We start from the raw sequence: 17499 nt of genomic DNA on the forward strand, positions 1-17499 counted from the left end.
ATTGAAAATGCAGCCCGTCCCGTTGGGCCGGGCGCCGCTGACGCGGCGCGGGACCGGCTGCAGGCGTCAGATGGCCGAGCTGTGGCCCGCCTTGCTGAGATCGTAGGCGTCGAAATGGCGCGCGATCATTCGGGTCAAAGGCTTTCCCTCTGATCGGATGCGCAGGCCATCCGCCGACACGTCCAGCATGTCCGGGAAGGCGGCGGCGACATCTCGATACATCGCGCTCAGTTCGGCTTGGGTAATCGCAAACCGGGACAAGATGTCGTCGGATGAGATCGCGAAATCACACATCAACGCCTCGATCAGGCGGCCACGCAGCCGATCCGCGGCGCTGAACATATGACCGCGCGTGGTTGCGAACTGCCCGTCGCGCACTGCCTTTGTATAGGCGGAGGTGGACGGCGCGTTCTGTGCGTAGCCCTGCGGGAAGCGGGAGATGGACGATGCGCCAAGCCCGACCAGCACGTCGGCCCGGTCATCGGTATAGCCCTGAAAGTTGCGCCGCAGGTTGCCGGTGCGCTCTGCCATCGCCAGCCCGTCATGCGGGGCTGCAAAGTGATCGATCCCGATCTCGCGATAGCCATCCCAGAGGAACAACCGCCGCGCGGTTTCGAACAGCTTCAGGCGGTCCTGTGGCGTGGGCAGGCTGTCCGTCGGGATCATGTTCTGACGCCGCGCCATCCACGGCACATGAGCGTAACCATAAAGAGCCACCCGATCCGGCGAGAGCGACAGAAGTTTTTGCACGCTTTCGGTCATCGACATGACGGACTGATGCGGCAGTCCGAAGAGGATATCGGCGTTGAGGCTGGCAATGCCGCGCGCGCGGATCATCTCGACCGCGTCATGTGTCAGATCGAAGGACTGAATGCGGCCAATGGTCTCCTGAATGTCCGGATCAAAATCCTGAACGCCAATGGAGGCGCGGGTCATCCCCGCTGTCGCCAGCGCATCGAGACGCGCGGCGTCGATCTCGTTCGGGTCGATCTCCACTGAAAATTCGCCGCCCTTGGCCATTGGCACGACGGCAAAGATCGCCTCGGCCAACTCTGTCATCAGATCCGGCGTCAGCAGTGTCGGCGTGCCGCCGCCCCAGTGCAGGCGCGACAGGGTCACCCTCTCGGGCAGATGTTGCGCCAGCAGGGAAAGTTCCTGCATAAGCACCTCGACATAGGCCCGCACTGGAGAAGCCGATTGCGTGCCCTGCGTGCGGCAGGCGCAGAACCAGCACAGCCTCCGGCAGAACGGCACATGCACGTAAAGGGAGATCTCTGACCCGGGCGTGATCGAACCGATCCAGGATGCAAAGCGGTCGGCGCTCACGTCATTGTTGAAGTGAGGCGCGGTGGGATAGCTTGTGTAGCGGGGCACCTTTGCGTCGAATAGTCCGAGCTGGGCCAATTGAGATTCCTGTGTCATGCGCATAAGGTAGGGGCGACCGAAAGTTTCGGCTTTGACACAGATCAACCAGAGGCGCGCATGACCCTTGCAGAGTACAAATTGACCGACTGCGCGGATTGTCCGATTCGCCATCGGGCTGTCTGCGCCCGGTGCGAGAGCGACGAATTGGAAGCTTTGGATGCGATCAAATACTATCGCAGCTATGAAGCTGGCCAGGCCGTGATCTGGTCAGGCGACCAGATGAATTTTGTCGGATCCGTCGTCTCTGGCATCGCAACTTTGACCCAGACGATGGAGGACGGGCGCACCCAGATGGTGGGGCTGTTGTTGCCAAGCGATTTTGTGGGGCGACCGGGGCGCGCGGGGGCGGCGTATAACGTCGTCGCCACGACAGACGTGGTCATGTGCTGCTTTAGAAAGAAACCTTTCGAAGATCTGCTGGCGAAGACACCGCATATCGCGCATCGCCTGCTGGAAATGACGCTGGACGAGCTGGATGCGGCGCGTGAGTGGATGCTGGTGTTGGGTCGTAAGACTGCGCGCGAAAAGATCGCCAGCCTGTTGTCAATCATCGCGCGGAGAGATGCGTCTCTCAGCACCGATCCATCCTCCGGCGCCGTGAGCTTTGATCTCAAGCTGACACGGGAGGCGATGGCGGATTATCTCGGCCTGACGCTGGAAACGGTCAGTCGGCAGATTTCGGCGCTGAAGAAGGCTGGCGTGATCTCGCTGGAGGGCAAGCGGCATGTGACAGTGCCAGATATGCGCCGCCTGATCGAGGAAGCGGGTGATGACAGTGATGGTGGGTTGGTCGGCTAAACGTCCGCTGCCCGCTCGGCGACCTGTCGGACCTGTTTTGTTGAGGGCGGCCAGGTTCTGGAATCCCGCTGAACAATGGCGGTTCTGCTCTCGTTCGTGAGGCCAACGCACTGACTGCACTGTTTCGCAGCCGCGCAGACCCAGCACTCCTGGGATGCTGAATTGCGTGCCCGCCGAACCGCTGCGGGATGGCAACGGTTCGGTCAGCCGAGGGGCGAAAGGCCACCCCAACGAGATGGAGCGCCTGAAACGCACGGGGATGCAGCCGCAAGCCGCGCGCGCCCTGCTATCAGGGTCAATGTGCCATAAGCACCGGAAGCTGCGCGTGTTCCAGCATATTACGGGTGGTCCCGCCCAGGATCGACTCGCGGAAGCGAGAGTGGCCATAGGCCCCCATCACGATCAGCTCTGCCTCGGTGTCGGTCGCGTGACGGCTGAGCACATCCGAGACCCGCGGCAAGGTCTTGCTGAGCACATCAATCTCGCAGGCCACGCCGTGTCGCGCCAGCATCTGGCACAGCAGGCCACCCGGATCAGACCGTTCCGTGCCATGTTGCGGCGGGTCAATCACCGCGATCCGCACCAGATCTGCCGCCTGCAGGACAGGCAAGGCCTTGCGCACGGCAACCAACGCTTCAATGCTCTCGTCCCAGGCCACGACCACGGTCTTGGGAGACGCCGGCAAGCTGCTGTTTTCCGGGAGTACGAGGACCGGCGTGCGGGCATCGAACAGCGCCGCTTCGACGATCGGTTCCACTTCCGGTCCCTGACCCTCACCGTAGGGCAGCTCCATCACCACAAGATCGCTGAAGCGTGCGTGATGTGCCATGACGCGGGTAATGTCGCCGAGCGGAGTGATCGCGTTGGAGATTGTGTAAGGCACATCGGTGGCTTGCAAATGTCGGGTGGCGGCTGCTTCGGTTGCCTGCATATCTTCGCGGGCGCGCTCGATCATTGTGTTGATTGCAATCGCATTTGCGCCACCATCGTAATACCCGACTCTGGTGCGGTCGACGCCGAGGCACAGCACATCGAGATGGCCGTTGTTGCGGCGTACCATCGCCTCGGCCTGATCCAATGCGGTTGTGGTGCCATCGGGCGTGGTGCGGACGGTGAGAATTGTTTTGTATGTCATGGACTGACCCTTTCCCAAATCAAATGGTTCCGGCGAAGGAGTGTGGCATTGCAACAGTCGCGTGCCAGGTTTTCCCCATGAGGTGACATGACACATCCCATAGGAGAGCATCTTGATGCAGATCAATGTTTTAGAGTGATGGCTCTGGCATCAGAGTCTTAGAAAACAACGCCCGACCTCTGCCTGCATGGGATGTGAAAACGGGTGAACCATTCAAAGGGGCATGAAATGTCTAATTATCTCAAGCTGTTAGTGCTTGGCGTATTGACGATCTTCTTCATGGTCGCCGCCGGCTACGCCAGAGATCTGGCCTATCAGGTGCATGCTGTGATTCTGATGTGCGTCGCAGCGGGGCTGTTTCTGGCAACCCTGCGCAAGACGGATGAACCGGTTCCAGTTCCGGTAACTGGAGAATATCTCGACGGAGTTGTGCGTGCGGGTGTTGTCGCAACCGCATTCTGGGGTGTGGTCGGGTTCCTCGTGGGGACCTTTATCGCGTTTCAGCTCGCCTTTCCGGTATTGAATTTCGACTGGTCCGAAGGGTTTGCGAACTTCGGTCGCCTGCGGCCACTTCACACCTCGGCGGTGATTTTCGCCTTCGGTGGCAACGCGCTGATCGCGACGTCCTTCTACATCGTGCAGCGGACGTCCGCAGCGCGGCTCTGGGGCGGTAATCTGGCGTGGTTCGTGTTCTGGGGGTATCAGCTGTTCATCGTGCTGGCAGCCACGGGCTACCTGCTGGGCGGCACGCAATCCAAGGAATATGCCGAGCCTGAATGGTATACCGACTTGTGGCTCACAGTGGTCTGGGTCGCATATCTGGCGGTCTTCCTGGGCACGATTATTCGCCGCAAGGAGCCGCACATCTATGTGGCGAACTGGTTCTTCCTGGCGTTCATCGTGACCGTGGCCATGCTGCATGTGGTCAACAACCTGACCATCCCGGTGTCGATCTGGGGCTCCAAGTCGGTGATCGTCTGGCCGGGCGTGCAGGATGCCATGGTACAGTGGTGGTATGGCCACAACGCGGTGGGCTTCTTCCTGACGGCGGGCTTCCTCGGCATGATGTACTACTTCATCCCGAAGCAGGCCAATCGTCCGGTCTACAGTTACAAACTGTCGATCATCCACTTCTGGGCGCTGATCTTCCTTTATATCTGGGCCGGTCCGCACCACCTGCATTACACGGCCCTGCCTGACTGGGCTTCGACCCTTGGTATGGTGTTCTCGATCGTGCTGTGGATGCCCAGCTGGGGCGGCATGATCAACGGTCTGATGACGCTGTCGGGCGCCTGGGACAAGCTGCGCACCGACCCCGTTCTGCGGATGCTGGTGATTTCGGTCGGCTTCTATGGCATGTCCACGTTTGAGGGTCCGATGATGTCGATCCGCGCCGTGAACTCGCTGAGCCACTACACCGACTGGACCATTGGTCACGTGCACTCTGGTGCGTTGGGCTGGAACGGTATGATCACATTTGGTGCGCTTTATTACCTGACCCCAGTTCTGTGGAAGCGCGAGCGCCTCTACTCCCTGAGCTTGGTCAGCTGGCACTTCTGGCTCGCCACCATCGGCATCGTGCTCTACGCGGCGTCCATGTGGGTGACTGGTATCATGGAAGGCCTGATGTGGCGTGAAGTGGATGCAAACGGCTTCCTCGTGTGGTCCTTTGCCGACACCGTTGCTGCGAAGCTTCCGATGTATGTGATGCGTGGTTTGGGCGGGGTTCTGTTCCTCTCCGGGTCGCTGGTCATGTGCTACAACCTCTGGATGACCGTTCGTCGGGCGCCGGCCAAAGAGGCCAGCCTGTCCGTCGCGGTCCCGGCTGAATAAGGAGGGCCGGAGAGATGGCAATTCTCGACAAGCATAAAATCCTCGAGACCAACGCGACGCTTCTGCTGATCTGTTCCTTTCTCGTTGTCACCATCGGTGGCCTGGTTCAGATCACCCCGCTGTTCTATCTGGAAAACACCATCGAGGAGGTGGAGGGCATGCGTCCCTACACCCCCCTCGAGCTGGCGGGGCGTGACATCTACATCCGCGAAGGCTGCTACGTCTGTCACAGTCAGATGATCCGCCCGATGCGCGATGAGGTCGAACGCTACGGTCACTATTCGCTGGCGGCGGAGTCGATGTATGACCACCCGTTCCAATGGGGGTCCAAGCGGACCGGGCCGGATCTGGCCCGCGTCGGCGGTCGCTACTCTGATGACTGGCATGTTGATCACCTGCGTGACCCGCAGTCGGTGGTGCCGGAATCGGTGATGCCGAAGTATGACTTCCTCGAACGCACCCGCGTTGACGGAAAATACATCGGCGATCTGCTCGCCACAAATGCCATCGTCGGCGTGCCGTATACGGACGACATGGTAGAGCAGGCCCAACGTGACTTCCTGGCACAGGCGGACCCTGATCGTGACTATGACGGGCTGCTGGAACGCTATGGGGAGAACGTAAATGTGCGTAACTTCGACGGTCAGCCTGGTGTTTCTGAAGCAGATGCGCTGATCGCCTATCTGCAGATGCTCGGTACGTTGGTCGATTTCTCGACCTTCACGCCGGACGCAAACCGTTAAGCGGAGGATAGAGCCATGGAAACATATTCCCTGCTGCGCCAGTTCGCTGACAGCTGGATGCTGCTGTTCCTCTTCCTGTTCTTCGTGGGTGTCATCATCTGGGCCTTTCGGCCCGGATCGACCAAGGCCTACGAGGACACAGCCAATATCCCCTTCCGCAATGCGGACAAGCCGGCGACCGAGAGCGCCGCTCAATCGGAGGCCCAGAAATGAGTGATACGGGCAAAGACAACAAAGTCGAAATCCAAGAAGGTGATCCCAACACCACCGGCCATGAGTGGGACGGCATCACGGAGTTCGACAACCCGATGCCACGCTGGTGGCTCCTGGTCTTCTACGCCACCATCGTCTGGGCGGTTGGCTATACCATCGCCTACCCCGCGTGGCCGATGGTCAGCGAAGCAACCTCTGGCATGCTGGGCTGGTCCTCGCGCGCCAAGGTCGAAGCAGAGATCGCTGCGGTTGAAACCGCGAACGCGCCCATCAACGCAGAGCTGGAAGCGCTGGAACTGGCTGCGATCCCGGGGCATCCGGAGCTTGAGGGCTACGCCGTTTCTGCTGGCTCTGCTGTGTTCAAGACGTGGTGCGCCCAGTGCCACGGCTCCGGCGCGGCGGGGGCCAAGGGCTATCCGAACCTGCTGGATGATGACTGGCTTTGGGGTGGTACGATGGAGGATATCCACACCACCGTCTCCTACGGTATTCGCAACGAGGAAAGCGATGACGCGCGCTACTCCGCGATGCCGGCCTTTGGTCGCGATGAGCTGCTGGAGAAAGAGCAAGTCAGCCAGGTGGTCAACTACGTGATGTCGCTGTCGGGCACGCCTGATGATGCCTCCGAAGTACAGGCCGGTGCAGTGGTGTTTGAGGAGAACTGCACTGCGTGTCACGGCGAGGATGCGTCCGGCGACATCTATCAGGGCGCGCCGAATCTGAAGGACGCGATCTGGCTCTATGGCGGTGACTACGACACCCTCTACGAGACGGTGTGGAACTCCCGCTTTGGCGTGATGCCGAACTGGGACACACGCCTGAGCGAGGCGGAAATTCGCGCGGTCAGCGCCTATGTGCACCAATTGGGCGGCGGCGAGTAATCGCGAGATTGTCCAAACGTAAATGACCGGCCGCTCCCATCGGGGGCGGCCTTTTTCGTTGCTGTCGACGCCGGTGATCGCGTCGAAAACGCGCCTAGATTGATTTGCATCAAGGCGACGGTACCCGACTGCTGGCAATTTTGACCTAAGACGGGGTCAGGCCATGGTTGGGAAGACTATCGTGTCAGGTCTGAACCCCGCTTCGTCTCGCCCCCAATTTGAGGGCGGGCGCGTCTGGCACCGATCCCCCGCTTGTTTGTGCGTTTCCCGGGAGATCGGTGCCACTACGTCTCTCATTATCGTCGTGTCTCTATTTGCACGGCGCTGGCATGGGCTCGCAAGGCTTGGGCGGTGTGACCAGAGGGGACCGAAGCGCCGTCAGCCGGCGCCACACACGCCGCAGCAGGCCGGGGGCCGCGGGCGGAGTGCTGTAGGCCTCGGGCAGTGGGCGTTGTGGCAGATCGCTGTGACGGGTCGCGTTCAGCATCGTACGAGCATAAATATCAACTAACATGGGCGCTCTCCTTTTCGGCGGATCCATACGCTGGATCTGCGCTCATACTTGCCTGATGGCCCTGGTTATGCGAGTCAGGAAGAAATCCAACATGTAAGGATAGCTTACACATGCAATGGCGTGACATGCCCTCGCTTTCCGCTCTGCGCGCTTTTGCGGTCTTTGCCGAAAGCGGCACGCTGCAACAGGCCGGCGTGGCTTTGAACGTCAGCCACGCTGCGATCAGCCAGCAATTGCGGCAGCTGGAGGCGCATATGGGCGTGCCGCTGCTGGATCGCTCTGGACGGGCGCTGCGTCTGACGGTCGAAGGCGAGCAGCTGGCACAGGCATTGACGCTGGGGTTCGGTGCCATTCGGGTCGCGGTGCAAGATCTGACAACGCGCGGGGCGGGGCAGCCGCTGCATGTCACTTGCACACCGATGTTTGCGACCCATTGGTTGATGCCGCGACTGGCTGGTTTCCGACAGGCCTACCCGGCAGTGGATCTGGTCATCGACCCCACTGGCGAGGTGGTGCAATTGACGCCGGGCGGGATCGACGTGGCGCTGCGCTACGGGCACGGCAATTGGCCGGGCCTTGAGGCCGAGATGCTGCTGCCCTCGCCAATGGCGGTGGTTGCTGCGCCCGGGCTGCTGGACCAGCGGCGCGTGAACCGGCCTGAAGATTTGCTCGATCTGCCCTGGCTCGAGGAGATTGGGACCAACGAGGCCTCCGTCTGGCTGCGCTCACGCGGGGTTGAGGACGGGCTGAAGGCGGGACGAGTCGTATTGCCGGGAAACCTTCTGATGGAGGCGCTACGAGGCGGGCAGGGGGTCGCCGTCTCGGTGCGCGATTTCGTCGCGCCGGACGTCAAGGCGGGCCGGCTGATCGAGCTTTTCCAAGAAGAACAAGGGCGTGGCTACCATATCGTGCACCGTCCCGGCGTGTTGCGCCCTGGTGCGCGGCATTTCGTCAACTGGTTGCGCCGAGAGCGGGCATCTACCGCTTTGAGCTGACTGCACAAACCGAGTGCGGTCTCCCGGCGGGCCGCGCGACTTGTGCGAAATGCACATTTGGGATGCGATTTTTGATCCACGTCAAAGTCTCGACCCGCGGCCTCTGGGAGAACACAATCAGACCTGTCACAGGATCGGAGCCAGAAGTTGAGCGATTCGAGCCAAACCCCCAGCCTCTATGCCGCGCGGGAGCCTATCTTTCCTCGCCGGGTGTCGGGAAAGTTCCGCACTCTCAAATGGGTGATCATGGCGGTCACCCTGGGTATCTACTATCTGCTGCCATGGATACGCTGGGATCGCGGCCCTGAGTTGTCGGATCAGGCGGTGTTGCTGGATCTGGCCGGGCGGCGGTTCTATTTCTTCTGGATCGAGATCTGGCCGCATGAATTCTACTTCGTTGCCGGCCTGCTCATCATGGCGGGCCTTGGGTTGTTTCTGTTCACCTCGGCATTGGGTCGCGTCTGGTGTGGCTATGCCTGCCCACAGACGGTCTGGACTGACCTCTTTATCTTGGTGGAGCGCTGGATCGAGGGCGACCGAAACGCCCGACTGCGCTTGCACCGGCAGAAAAAACTGGACTTCAAGAAGATACGCCTGCGGCTGACCAAATGGGTGGCCTGGCTGTTTATTGGTCTCGCCACGGGCGGGGCCTGGGTCTTCTACTTTGCCGACGCGCCGACCTTGCTGCAGGATCTGGTGACCGGGCAGGCGCATCCCGCAGCCTATACCACCATGGCAATCCTGACCTTCACCACGTTTTTCTTTGGCGGGTTTGCCCGCGAGCAGATCTGCATCTATGCCTGCCCCTGGCCCCGCATCCAGGCGGCGATGATGGACGAAGACACGCTGACCGTTGGCTACCGCGACTGGCGGGGCGAGCCACGCGGCAAGCATCGCAAGTCGGAAGAGGCTGAAAACCTGGGCGATTGCATCGATTGCATGGCCTGCGTCAATGTCTGCCCGATGGGCATCGATATCCGCAAGGGTCAGCAGATGGAGTGCATCACCTGCGCGCTCTGCATTGATGCCTGCGACGACATCATGGACAAGGTGGGCAAGCCGCGCGGTCTGATCGACTACATGGCACTGTCGGATGAGACAAACGAACGTGCGGGCAAGACACCGCGCCCTGTGTGGAAGCATGTCCTGCGCCCACGCACCGTGATGTACACTTTGCTTTGGGGCGGCGTGGGGTTGGCGCTGGTGTTTGCGCTGTTCATCCGCGCTGACATCAACATGACCGTGGCTCCGGTTCGCAATCCGACCTTTGTGACCTTGTCGGACGGCACGATCCGCAACACATATGACGTGCGTCTGTCGAACAAGAATGGCGAGGCCCGGATGTTCGAGCTGTCATTGGTGGGCGATCAGTCGTTGGCGGTCTCGCTCGAGGGCGAAGAGGGTGTTACGGTTGAGGTGCCCGCCGATACCGCCAGCCTGCAGCGGGTCTACGTCACTGCACCGCGGGGCACGGCACCTGCTGAGGCGGATACGACCGGTTTGCGGCTTTGGGTCGAGGATCTGAGTTCGGGCGAGCGCGCCTATCGCGACACCACATTCAACGGGCGGGGGAACTGACCCATGACCACTGAGACACCGGCGAAGCAGCGTGAATTTACCGGCAAGCACATGCTCGCGCTCTGCGTCGGCTGCTTTGGGATCATCATCGCGGTGAATATCTACATGGCGGTGAGCGCGGTGCGGACATTTCCGGGGCTGGAAGTGAAGAACTCCTATGTCGCCAGCCAGGAATTCGATATCCGCCGTGCGGCACAGGAGGCGCTGGGCTGGTCGGTCTACGCCTCCGCCGTCGGGGATCGGGTAAAGCTGGAGATCACGGATCGCAACGGCGCACCGGTGGAGGCGGCCTCCCTGACCGCAACGCTGGGGCGCGCGACCCATGTCAAAGACGACCAGACACCTGCGTTCGTCTTTGACGGGGATGCTTATGTTGCCCCGGCGAAACTGGCGCCGGGCAACTGGAACATCCGCATGGTTGCGCGGGCCGAGGACGGCACTGAGTTTTCCCAGCGCGTGATCCTGCATGTGCAGAAATGAAACCAATGCTGATGCTGCAGGCTGACGAACGGGTGCGTCCCCTGTTCGGATGGGGTGTCTTCAGCGACCTGTCATGTGAGAGGGTTCTATGACCACCGTGCTGCGCCATCAGACTGCCGTGTGCCCCGGCTGCGTGGCGGCCCCGTCCGAGGCGGTTGAGACTGCCCCGACCGAGGCGCGCCTCGCCATTTCCCTGCCCACGATCCATTGTCAGGCCTGTATCTCTACGGTCGAGCGCGGCCTGTCCCAGACGCCCGGAGTGCGCTCCGCGCGCGTCAATCTGACACTGAAGCGGGCATTAGTGGAGGCCGAGCCGGAGATGTGCGCCAGCGACCTGATCCCGGTCTGTGAGGGCTTGGGCTTTGAGGCGCACGAGCTTGATCTCGCGGCCCTTGCCGCGACAGAGACCAATCGCGCTGGACGTGAACTGCTGTTGCGGCTGGCGGTCGCGGGCTTTGCCTCGATGAATGTGATGCTGCTGTCGATCTCGGTCTGGTCCGGGGCGTCGGATGCCACCCGCGATATGTTCCACTGGATCTCCGCCGCGATCACCTTTCCCGCGATCCTCTATTGTGGTCAGCCGTTTTTCCGCAGCGCCTGGAGCGCGCTCCGAGCACGGCGCCTCAATATGGATGTGCCGATTGTTCTGGCACTGTTTCTGGCGTTGGTGACTTCGCTGTGGGAAACCTCGCTGTCGGGAGAACACGCTTATTTTGACGCGGCGCTAACGTTGACCTTCTTCCTGTTGGCGGGCCGCTATCTCGATCACCGCACGCGTGCGGCGGCGCGGTCTGCCGCCGAAGAGCTGTCCGCGCTGGAGGTGCCCCGTGCCTGGCGCCTGAACGCTCAGGGGCAGGAGGAAGAAGTCTCGGTTGCGGATCTGGCCATCGGTGATCTGATCCGCGTGCGACCGGGCGGCCGCATGCCGGTGGACGGCGAGATCGTGGAGGGGCGCTCTGAACTGGATCGGTCTTTACTGACCGGGGAAACCCTGCCGGTTCTGGGGGAACCCGGCGCGCAGGTTTCCGCAGGGGAGGTCAACCTGACCGGCCCGCTCACCATTCGCGCCTTGGCGGTCGGAGAGGAGACCTCGCTGCATCGTATGGCCGATCTGGTGGCCATCGCCGAGTCGGGCCGTTCGCGCTATACTTCACTGGCCGACAGCGCCGCAAAACTCTATGCGCCGGGGGTGCATATCCTTTCCGCACTCGCGTTTGTGGGCTGGTATCTTTACACGTTCGACATGCGCACGGCGCTGAACATCGCCGCGGCGGTGCTGATCATCACCTGTCCCTGTGCGCTGGGGCTGGCGGTGCCAGCGGTGACCACGGCGGCCTCCGGGCGGCTGTTCCGCGCCGGGCTGCTGGTCAAACATTCTACCGCATTGGAACGGCTGGCACAGGTCGACACGGTGGTGTTCGACAAGACTGGCACCCTGACTGCAGGCACGCCCGAGGTGGTGAATCTTGGCGATCTTGGCGCCGATCAACTGTCTGCGGCGCTGGCACTGGCCGAAGGGTCTTCGCATCCGCTGGCACTGGCGCTGAGCCGTGCGGCGCGTGAGGCAGGCGTAGCAGCGGCCTCCGTGCAGGATCTGCAAGAGGTGCCCGGCTACGGCACCGAGGCGACGCTGGCGGGCGTGCGCGTGCGTCTGGGCCGCGCGGCCTGGGTCGGGGCAGAGGCGCAGCTGACGCAAACCGCGACCTGGCTGGATCTGGGCGCGGGCGTGCCGCCGGTGGCTATCCGCTTTGCCGACGCCCTGCGCCCCGGTGCCGCAGAGGTGGTGGGCGCCCTGCAGGACAGCGGCAAGAAGGTGATCCTGCTATCTGGTGACACAACGGCGGCGGTGGAAGACATGGCCAGTCGCCTCGGTATTCAAAACTGGGTGGCGGACGCGCTGCCCGAAGACAAGGCCGCGCGGGTGGCGCAACTGACCGAGGAGGGCCGCAAGGTTCTGATGGTCGGTGACGGGCTCAATGATACGGCCGCACTGGCCGGCGCGCATGTGTCGATCTCTCCTGCCTCGGCGCTGGACGCGGCGCGGGTGGCCTCTGATATCGTTTTGCTGGGCAAGGATCTGACCCCGATCGCCGAGGCCTGCGGCGTGGCGGAACGTGCCACGCGGCGCATCCGCGAGAACTTTCGCATCGCCACGCTTTACAATATCATCGCGGTGCCGCTGGCGATTGCTGGTCTGGCGACCCCGCTGATTGCGGCGCTGGCGATGTCTACCTCTTCGATCACCGTGTCTCTCAACGCGTTGCGCCTGCGCTGAGGGGCAAAGGAGCTCCACATGACCGTCCTGTCCTATCTCATCCCGATCTCCCTGATCCTTGGCGGGGCAGGGCTGATCGCGTTTATCTATACCGTGCGCTCTGATCAGTATGACGACCCGGAAGGGGACGCGCGGCGGATCCTGAGTGACGAATGGGATGATCACCCCAAGCCGTGACAAGCGGGCGGGCGACTGCCCTGCCGCAACAAGCGCAACGCGTTCGAGGGTTTTCCTCAGCGCCAAGACACAAAAAGGGCCCGATGCCGTGATCGCGGCACCGGGCCCAATTGTCGTTACGCATCTTGAGCGCGCTCGCAACCACCGAAACAGGCGCTCCGGTGGGTTGCGCATTTCGTCAGGTCACGATGCCGGACCCAGAGTTTCACAGGTCACATTGCGCGAGTTCAGGCGACGGCAGGCAAGCGCTGCACCCTCCTTGGTCATGCCGAGGAAGTTGGCGTCAAATCCACGCGGGTTCTGTACGACCTTGCGCAGGGACCCATCGAGCGTTTCCATCTCTGCCAATGCGGTGCGCAGCAGAACCTTTTCCGCCTGGAAACGGTTGGGGTAGCGACCGACGTTGATGCCCCAATAGCGCCCTCCGGAAGTCGAGAGGCGTGTCACGACAACGGGTTCTTCCTCGACTGAGGCGATCTGTGTTTCCAGCGACGACGGGCGGACTTGTGGACGCGGGCCGGTGTAGCGACGTTGGGTTGGCGTTGGTGCGGACACAGCCTTGGCAACAGCGGTGCTGATCTCGGCTTTGAGGGCGTCCTCACCGTCGATGTCCGACTGCCGACTGTCAGGGCGGGCAACCGGCTGAATGGCGGAAACCTCCGAGACTTCGGTAACCTCAAGAAGCGCGCTGTTGATCCCGGATTGCAACGCGTCCGTGTCCAGTGCTGCCACTTGGATGTCTTCGACCTCCTCGGTGGCGTCCTGTTCGGGCACGACGGCTTCAGCCACCAACATTGCAGGATCAACCTCCGGAACGGGGCGGGCCCGAGGACGCAGGGTTTCCGAAATTACACCACTGACGCGAATGGTCTTGCCTGCAAGGCCATGGCTGTCTTCCTCTGCCAGACGGACCCCCAGGCCACTGTTGCCCGTGTACGGTGGCAGCGACGGTTTCTGCAGTTTCGCGTAGGCCGGGGCCCGGCGGAAGCCGAGGTCGAGAAGTTCAGCGATCTTGGCGTTGCGTGCTGCAGTCGAGGTGCCGCCAAAGACGGTGGCTATGATGCGTTCGTCGCCGCGTTTTGCCGAGGACACGAGGTTGAACCCAGCGGCGCGGGTGTAGCCGGTCTTGATCCCGTCAGCACCTCTGTAGGCAGCCAGAAAGCGCCGGTTGGTGTTGTAGACCACCTTCATTCCCGCATTGGTCGATCTGCGCGAGAAGAGGTTATAATATTCGGGATAATCATAGAGCATATGGCGCCCCAGAAGCGACATGTCCCGGGCCGTTGACAGATGCCCGCTCGCGGTGAGGCCATGGGCGTTCTTGAAGGTGGTGCGCGTCATGCCCAGGGCCTTGGCCGTACGGTTCATGCGGCGGGCAAAGGCGGCTTCGGAGCCAGAGATCGATTCGCCGATGGCGGTGGCCGCGTCGTTGGCGGACTTTACCGCTGCGGCACGGATCAGATAACGCAGTGCGATCTTCTGCCCCCGGCGCAGGCCCAGCTCTGAGGGCGGCTCTGCCTCGGCGTTGCGAGAGACGGTGATCATCGTGTCGAGGTCGATTTCGCCGTTCCGTACCGCCTCAAAGGCGATGTAGAGCGTCATCATCTTGGTCAGAGAGGCGGGATGCAGCCTGGTGTCGGCGTTGCGCGAATGCAGCACCTCGCCGGTGCGCGCGTCCATCACCATCGCCGCATAGGGCGCGGCCCTTGCCACATCGGGCTGCAGGGCCACCATGCCGACGGCAAGCGCCAGTCCCTGAGCGGCCCGCCTGCATGCACGCGTCGCTGTTTTGAGAATCGTTTGTCCTGCGTTTCGACGTTTCACGCGATCAATACCCGCCCAAAAGGAGGAGGGACGACCGCCATCGACCTGAAAAATCACTGCCATGTCTGCCTCGTGCCGCCGGTTTTTCGGCTGACCTTTTGTCTGCTCTGATAAGCGTATCATAGCTGGTATGCTGACGAAACCAGTTGTGAAGGAACAAAAAACGCCACGCGTCGTTCTGCGATATGCAGACGTTTTTGTGTGACGAGATGTAGTGGTTCGCAGCAGCCCGTTCTCTATATTCAGAGGCGCGACATCGCGGAGGGCGCGTAATTTTCTGTCACAGGCTACCGTGCTCGGCAGCAGTCTAGGCCATGTTTTCCTAACAGATGAGGCCTTCTGACCACAGTAGTGAACAAACGGTTAACAGGAATCGCCCGGATCGGCGGGAGTTAGCCGAGGCGCGCGACAAGTGAGGGCAACGCGCCCAGATTCGGGATTTCGTGAAACCTGGCGCTGTGAGCGGGGGCTTCGGCGTGTTCGACCTCCCACACCAGACCGTGAGGCACATATACGCCATGACCGCCGGCCTCGACCACGGGGACCACGTCCGAGCGCATGGAGTTTCCGGCCATCAGCGCATTTTCCACCCCGTTGCCGTGTCGATTGAAGATGTCGACATAAACCTGCGGCGTCTTTTCCGAGACGACTTCGACGGCGTCGAACAAATCACCCAACCCCGATTGCGCCAGCTTGCGCTCTTGATCCAGCAGATCGCCCTTGGTGACCAGCACCACGCGGTAGTCCTCGGCCACGGCCTCGACCGCAGTACGGGCATGGGGCAGCAGCTCGATCGGGAAGGACAACATCATCTGCCCGGCTTCCAGAAGTTCCTTGATCACCGCGGTGGGCACGCGCCCCTCGGTGACGTCGATCGCGGTTTCGATCATCGACAGGGTAAAGCCCTTTACCCCATACCCATAGGCGCCAAGGTTGCGTTTTTCTGCGTCCAGCAGCTTGCGCTCCAGGGTGTCGGGACCCATGTCATCAGGTGTGTGATCCATCAGCAGTTCGGCAAAGCGGTCCTGAGTGACGCGGAAAAAGCGTTCATTGTGCCAAAGTGTGTCGTCAGCATCAAAACCGATAGTGGTGAGCGCGCGTGACATTATCCTGACCTCAATCTCTTTTCCTTACTGTCTCTTCCTCTATATAAGCCGGTGAAGAACGCAGATGCACGACTGGAAACTTACGATCCCATGCTAAAGCACCCCGTGATGATGTCGGACAATCCGGATGACGAGAGCGACCTTGGTGTTCTGACCAAGACTCGCCCGCGGACGCAGCGGCCGCCGCGCTACAAGGTGCTGCTGCTCAATGACGACTACACACCGATGGAATTCGTTGTCATCGTGCTGGAGCGGTTCTTTGGCCTCAATCACGCGCAAGCCTTTGAAATCATGCTGACTGTGCATAAAAAGGGTCTCGCCGTTGTAGGTGTGTTCAGCCATGAAGTGGCAGAAACCAAGGTCGCGCAGGTGATGGATTACGCCCGGCGCCACCAGCACCCTCTGCAGTGCACAATGGAAAAAGACGACTGATCGCGCCCCCTGCGGAACAGTCCATGAAAGGTCCAAACCGATGTCCCAACGCCTGAGCCTTGCGGTTCAATCGGGCGATTTCGCTGTTCCCGAAACGGGGCGAATCGCCGTCTTTCATCCGCGTGAAGGCCATGACCTTTCTGCGTTGCCACAGGCGCAGGTGGAAATCATCCAACCGTTGAAACCAGAGTTCGACAGCTGGACCAGTCGCGGTTTCGCGTGCAGTGCCGAGGGAGATGCGGATGCACGCTACGCGGCGGCGGTGGTGTTCATTCCACGTGCCAAGCCGCAGGCGCGACAGTTGGTGGCTCAAGCGGCGGCTGCGACGGACGGGCCGATTCTGATCGATGGGCTGAAGACAGACGGCATCGATTCCATGTTCAAGGAATTGAAAAAGCACACCACGCCCTCGGCTGCGCTCTCTAAGGCGCACGGCAAGGCGTTCTGCATCGACGGTGGGCTGGACCTGTCAGACTGGATCATGGGCGCGCAAGAGATTGCTGAGGGGTATGTTACCGCGCCCGGTGTGTTCTCGGCAGATGCGGTTGATCCGGCCTCGCGCCTGCTGGCGCAGGCGTTGCCCGCCAAACTGGGCAAGGAGATCGCCGATCTTGGCGCCGGATGGGGGTATCTGGCAGCACAGATCCTGACCCGTGACAGTGTCGCAACGCTGCATCTGGTGGAGGCCGACCATATTGCGCTGGCCTGTGCGCGACGCAACATCGATGATGCGCGCGCACAGATCCACTGGGCGGATGCCCGTGATTGGGGCGCCAAGGGCAGTCTCGATGCGGTGGTGATGAACCCGCCGTTCCATACCGGTCGCGCGGCAGAGCCATCGCTGGGGCAGGCATTCATTGCCAATGCGGCGCGGCTGCTGAAACCGTCGGGGCAGCTGTGGTTGGTGGCCAATCGGCATTTGCCATATGAGACCACAATGGATGAGCTCTTTGTCACCGTGGAAGAGGTCACGGGTGACAACCGCTTCAAGATTCTGCGTGCAGCGCGCCCCCGCCGAAGCCGCTAAATATCGGGATCCCGCCGCCGCTCTATGCGCCGTGCAAAACCTGTTCTATTCTCAGTGTCTTCC

16 protein-coding genes are annotated in these 17499 nt (G+C 61.5%); 12 read left to right on the top strand and 4 right to left on the bottom strand.

Going from position 1 to position 17499, the window contains the following annotated elements; genetic code table 11:
- Positions 1-66: 66 nt before the first annotated feature.
- The gene (hemN, locus tag R0J92_RS07525) at positions 67-1422 is read right to left on the bottom strand and encodes an oxygen-independent coproporphyrinogen III oxidase (protein WP_411051253.1); all 1356 of its coding nucleotides are present in this window, start codon (positions 1420-1422) and stop codon (positions 67-69) included.
- 60 nt (positions 1423-1482) lie between these two features.
- Here hemN and fnrL point away from each other — a divergent pair, with 60 nt between their 5' ends.
- Entirely contained in the window at positions 1483-2223 is a 741-nt protein-coding gene (gene fnrL, locus R0J92_RS07530) for a transcriptional regulator FnrL (protein WP_106161519.1), read from the top strand.
- A 295-nt stretch (positions 2224-2518) separates the two neighbouring features.
- Here fnrL and R0J92_RS07535 read toward each other — a convergent pair whose 3' ends face one another.
- Positions 2519-3358, bottom strand: coding sequence for a universal stress protein (locus tag R0J92_RS07535; protein ID WP_411051254.1), 840 nt, complete (start codon positions 3356-3358; stop codon positions 2519-2521).
- A 228-nt stretch (positions 3359-3586) separates the two neighbouring features.
- Between R0J92_RS07535 and ccoN the strand changes: the two genes are divergently transcribed.
- The 9 genes from ccoN (at position 3587) to ccoS (ending at position 13047) form a co-directional block, all read left to right on the top strand.
- Positions 3587-5191: a cytochrome-c oxidase, cbb3-type subunit I gene (ccoN, locus tag R0J92_RS07540; RefSeq protein ID WP_106161523.1), complete on the top strand. Its 1605-nt coding sequence runs from the start codon at positions 3587-3589 to the stop codon at positions 5189-5191.
- Between the two features lie 14 nt (positions 5192-5205).
- Positions 5206-5934 (top strand): cytochrome-c oxidase, cbb3-type subunit II, encoded by a 729-nt coding sequence (gene ccoO / locus R0J92_RS07545; protein ID WP_106161525.1) that lies wholly within the window; start codon positions 5206-5208, stop codon positions 5932-5934.
- Positions 5935-5949: 15 nt separating this feature from the next.
- Positions 5950-6147, top strand: coding sequence for a cbb3-type cytochrome c oxidase subunit 3 (locus tag R0J92_RS07550; RefSeq protein WP_106161527.1), 198 nt, complete (start codon positions 5950-5952; stop codon positions 6145-6147).
- A complete protein-coding gene (ccoP, locus tag R0J92_RS07555) occupies positions 6144-7028 on the top strand; it encodes a cytochrome-c oxidase, cbb3-type subunit III (protein WP_317384448.1) in 885 nt (294 codons plus the stop codon). The genes R0J92_RS07550 and ccoP overlap by 4 nt, the downstream gene beginning before the upstream one ends.
- 624 nt (positions 7029-7652) lie before the next feature.
- Positions 7653-8537 (top strand): LysR substrate-binding domain-containing protein, encoded by an 885-nt coding sequence (locus tag R0J92_RS07560; RefSeq protein WP_106161533.1) that lies wholly within the window; start codon positions 7653-7655, stop codon positions 8535-8537.
- Between the two features lie 147 nt (positions 8538-8684).
- Positions 8685-10115: a cytochrome c oxidase accessory protein CcoG gene (gene ccoG / locus R0J92_RS07565; RefSeq protein ID WP_106161535.1), complete on the top strand. Its 1431-nt coding sequence runs from the start codon at positions 8685-8687 to the stop codon at positions 10113-10115.
- A 3-nt stretch (positions 10116-10118) separates the two neighbouring features.
- Positions 10119-10595, top strand: coding sequence for a FixH family protein (locus tag R0J92_RS07570; RefSeq protein WP_106161537.1), 477 nt, complete (start codon positions 10119-10121; stop codon positions 10593-10595).
- A gap of 88 nt (positions 10596-10683) precedes the next feature.
- On the top strand, positions 10684-12870 hold the full coding sequence (locus tag R0J92_RS07575; protein ID WP_411051255.1) for a heavy metal translocating P-type ATPase: 2187 nt from the start codon (positions 10684-10686) through the stop codon (positions 12868-12870).
- A gap of 18 nt (positions 12871-12888) precedes the next feature.
- Positions 12889-13047: a cbb3-type cytochrome oxidase assembly protein CcoS gene (ccoS, locus tag R0J92_RS07580; protein WP_106161540.1), complete on the top strand. Its 159-nt coding sequence runs from the start codon at positions 12889-12891 to the stop codon at positions 13045-13047.
- A 183-nt stretch (positions 13048-13230) separates the two neighbouring features.
- Here the strand turns inward: ccoS and R0J92_RS07585 are convergent, their stop codons facing one another.
- Complete coding sequence (locus R0J92_RS07585) at positions 13231-14934, bottom strand: D-alanyl-D-alanine carboxypeptidase family protein (protein ID WP_411051256.1); 1704 nt, start codon at positions 14932-14934, stop codon at positions 13231-13233.
- A gap of 329 nt (positions 14935-15263) precedes the next feature.
- Positions 15264-15977: an HAD family hydrolase gene (locus R0J92_RS07590; protein ID WP_411051257.1), complete on the bottom strand. Its 714-nt coding sequence runs from the start codon at positions 15975-15977 to the stop codon at positions 15264-15266.
- Positions 15978-16067: 90 nt separating this feature from the next.
- Here R0J92_RS07590 and clpS point away from each other — a divergent pair, with 90 nt between their 5' ends.
- The gene (gene clpS, locus R0J92_RS07595; RefSeq protein ID WP_172599694.1) at positions 16068-16409 is read left to right on the top strand and encodes an ATP-dependent Clp protease adapter ClpS; all 342 of its coding nucleotides are present in this window, start codon (positions 16068-16070) and stop codon (positions 16407-16409) included.
- Positions 16410-16449: 40 nt separating this feature from the next.
- On the top strand, positions 16450-17436 hold the full coding sequence (locus R0J92_RS07600) for a methyltransferase (protein WP_411051258.1): 987 nt from the start codon (positions 16450-16452) through the stop codon (positions 17434-17436).
- Positions 17437-17499 lie beyond the last annotated feature (63 nt).

Source organism: Tritonibacter sp. SIMBA_163 (genome assembly GCF_046535935.1).
Taxonomy (GTDB): Bacteria; Pseudomonadota; Alphaproteobacteria; order Rhodobacterales; family Rhodobacteraceae; genus Epibacterium; species Epibacterium scottomollicae.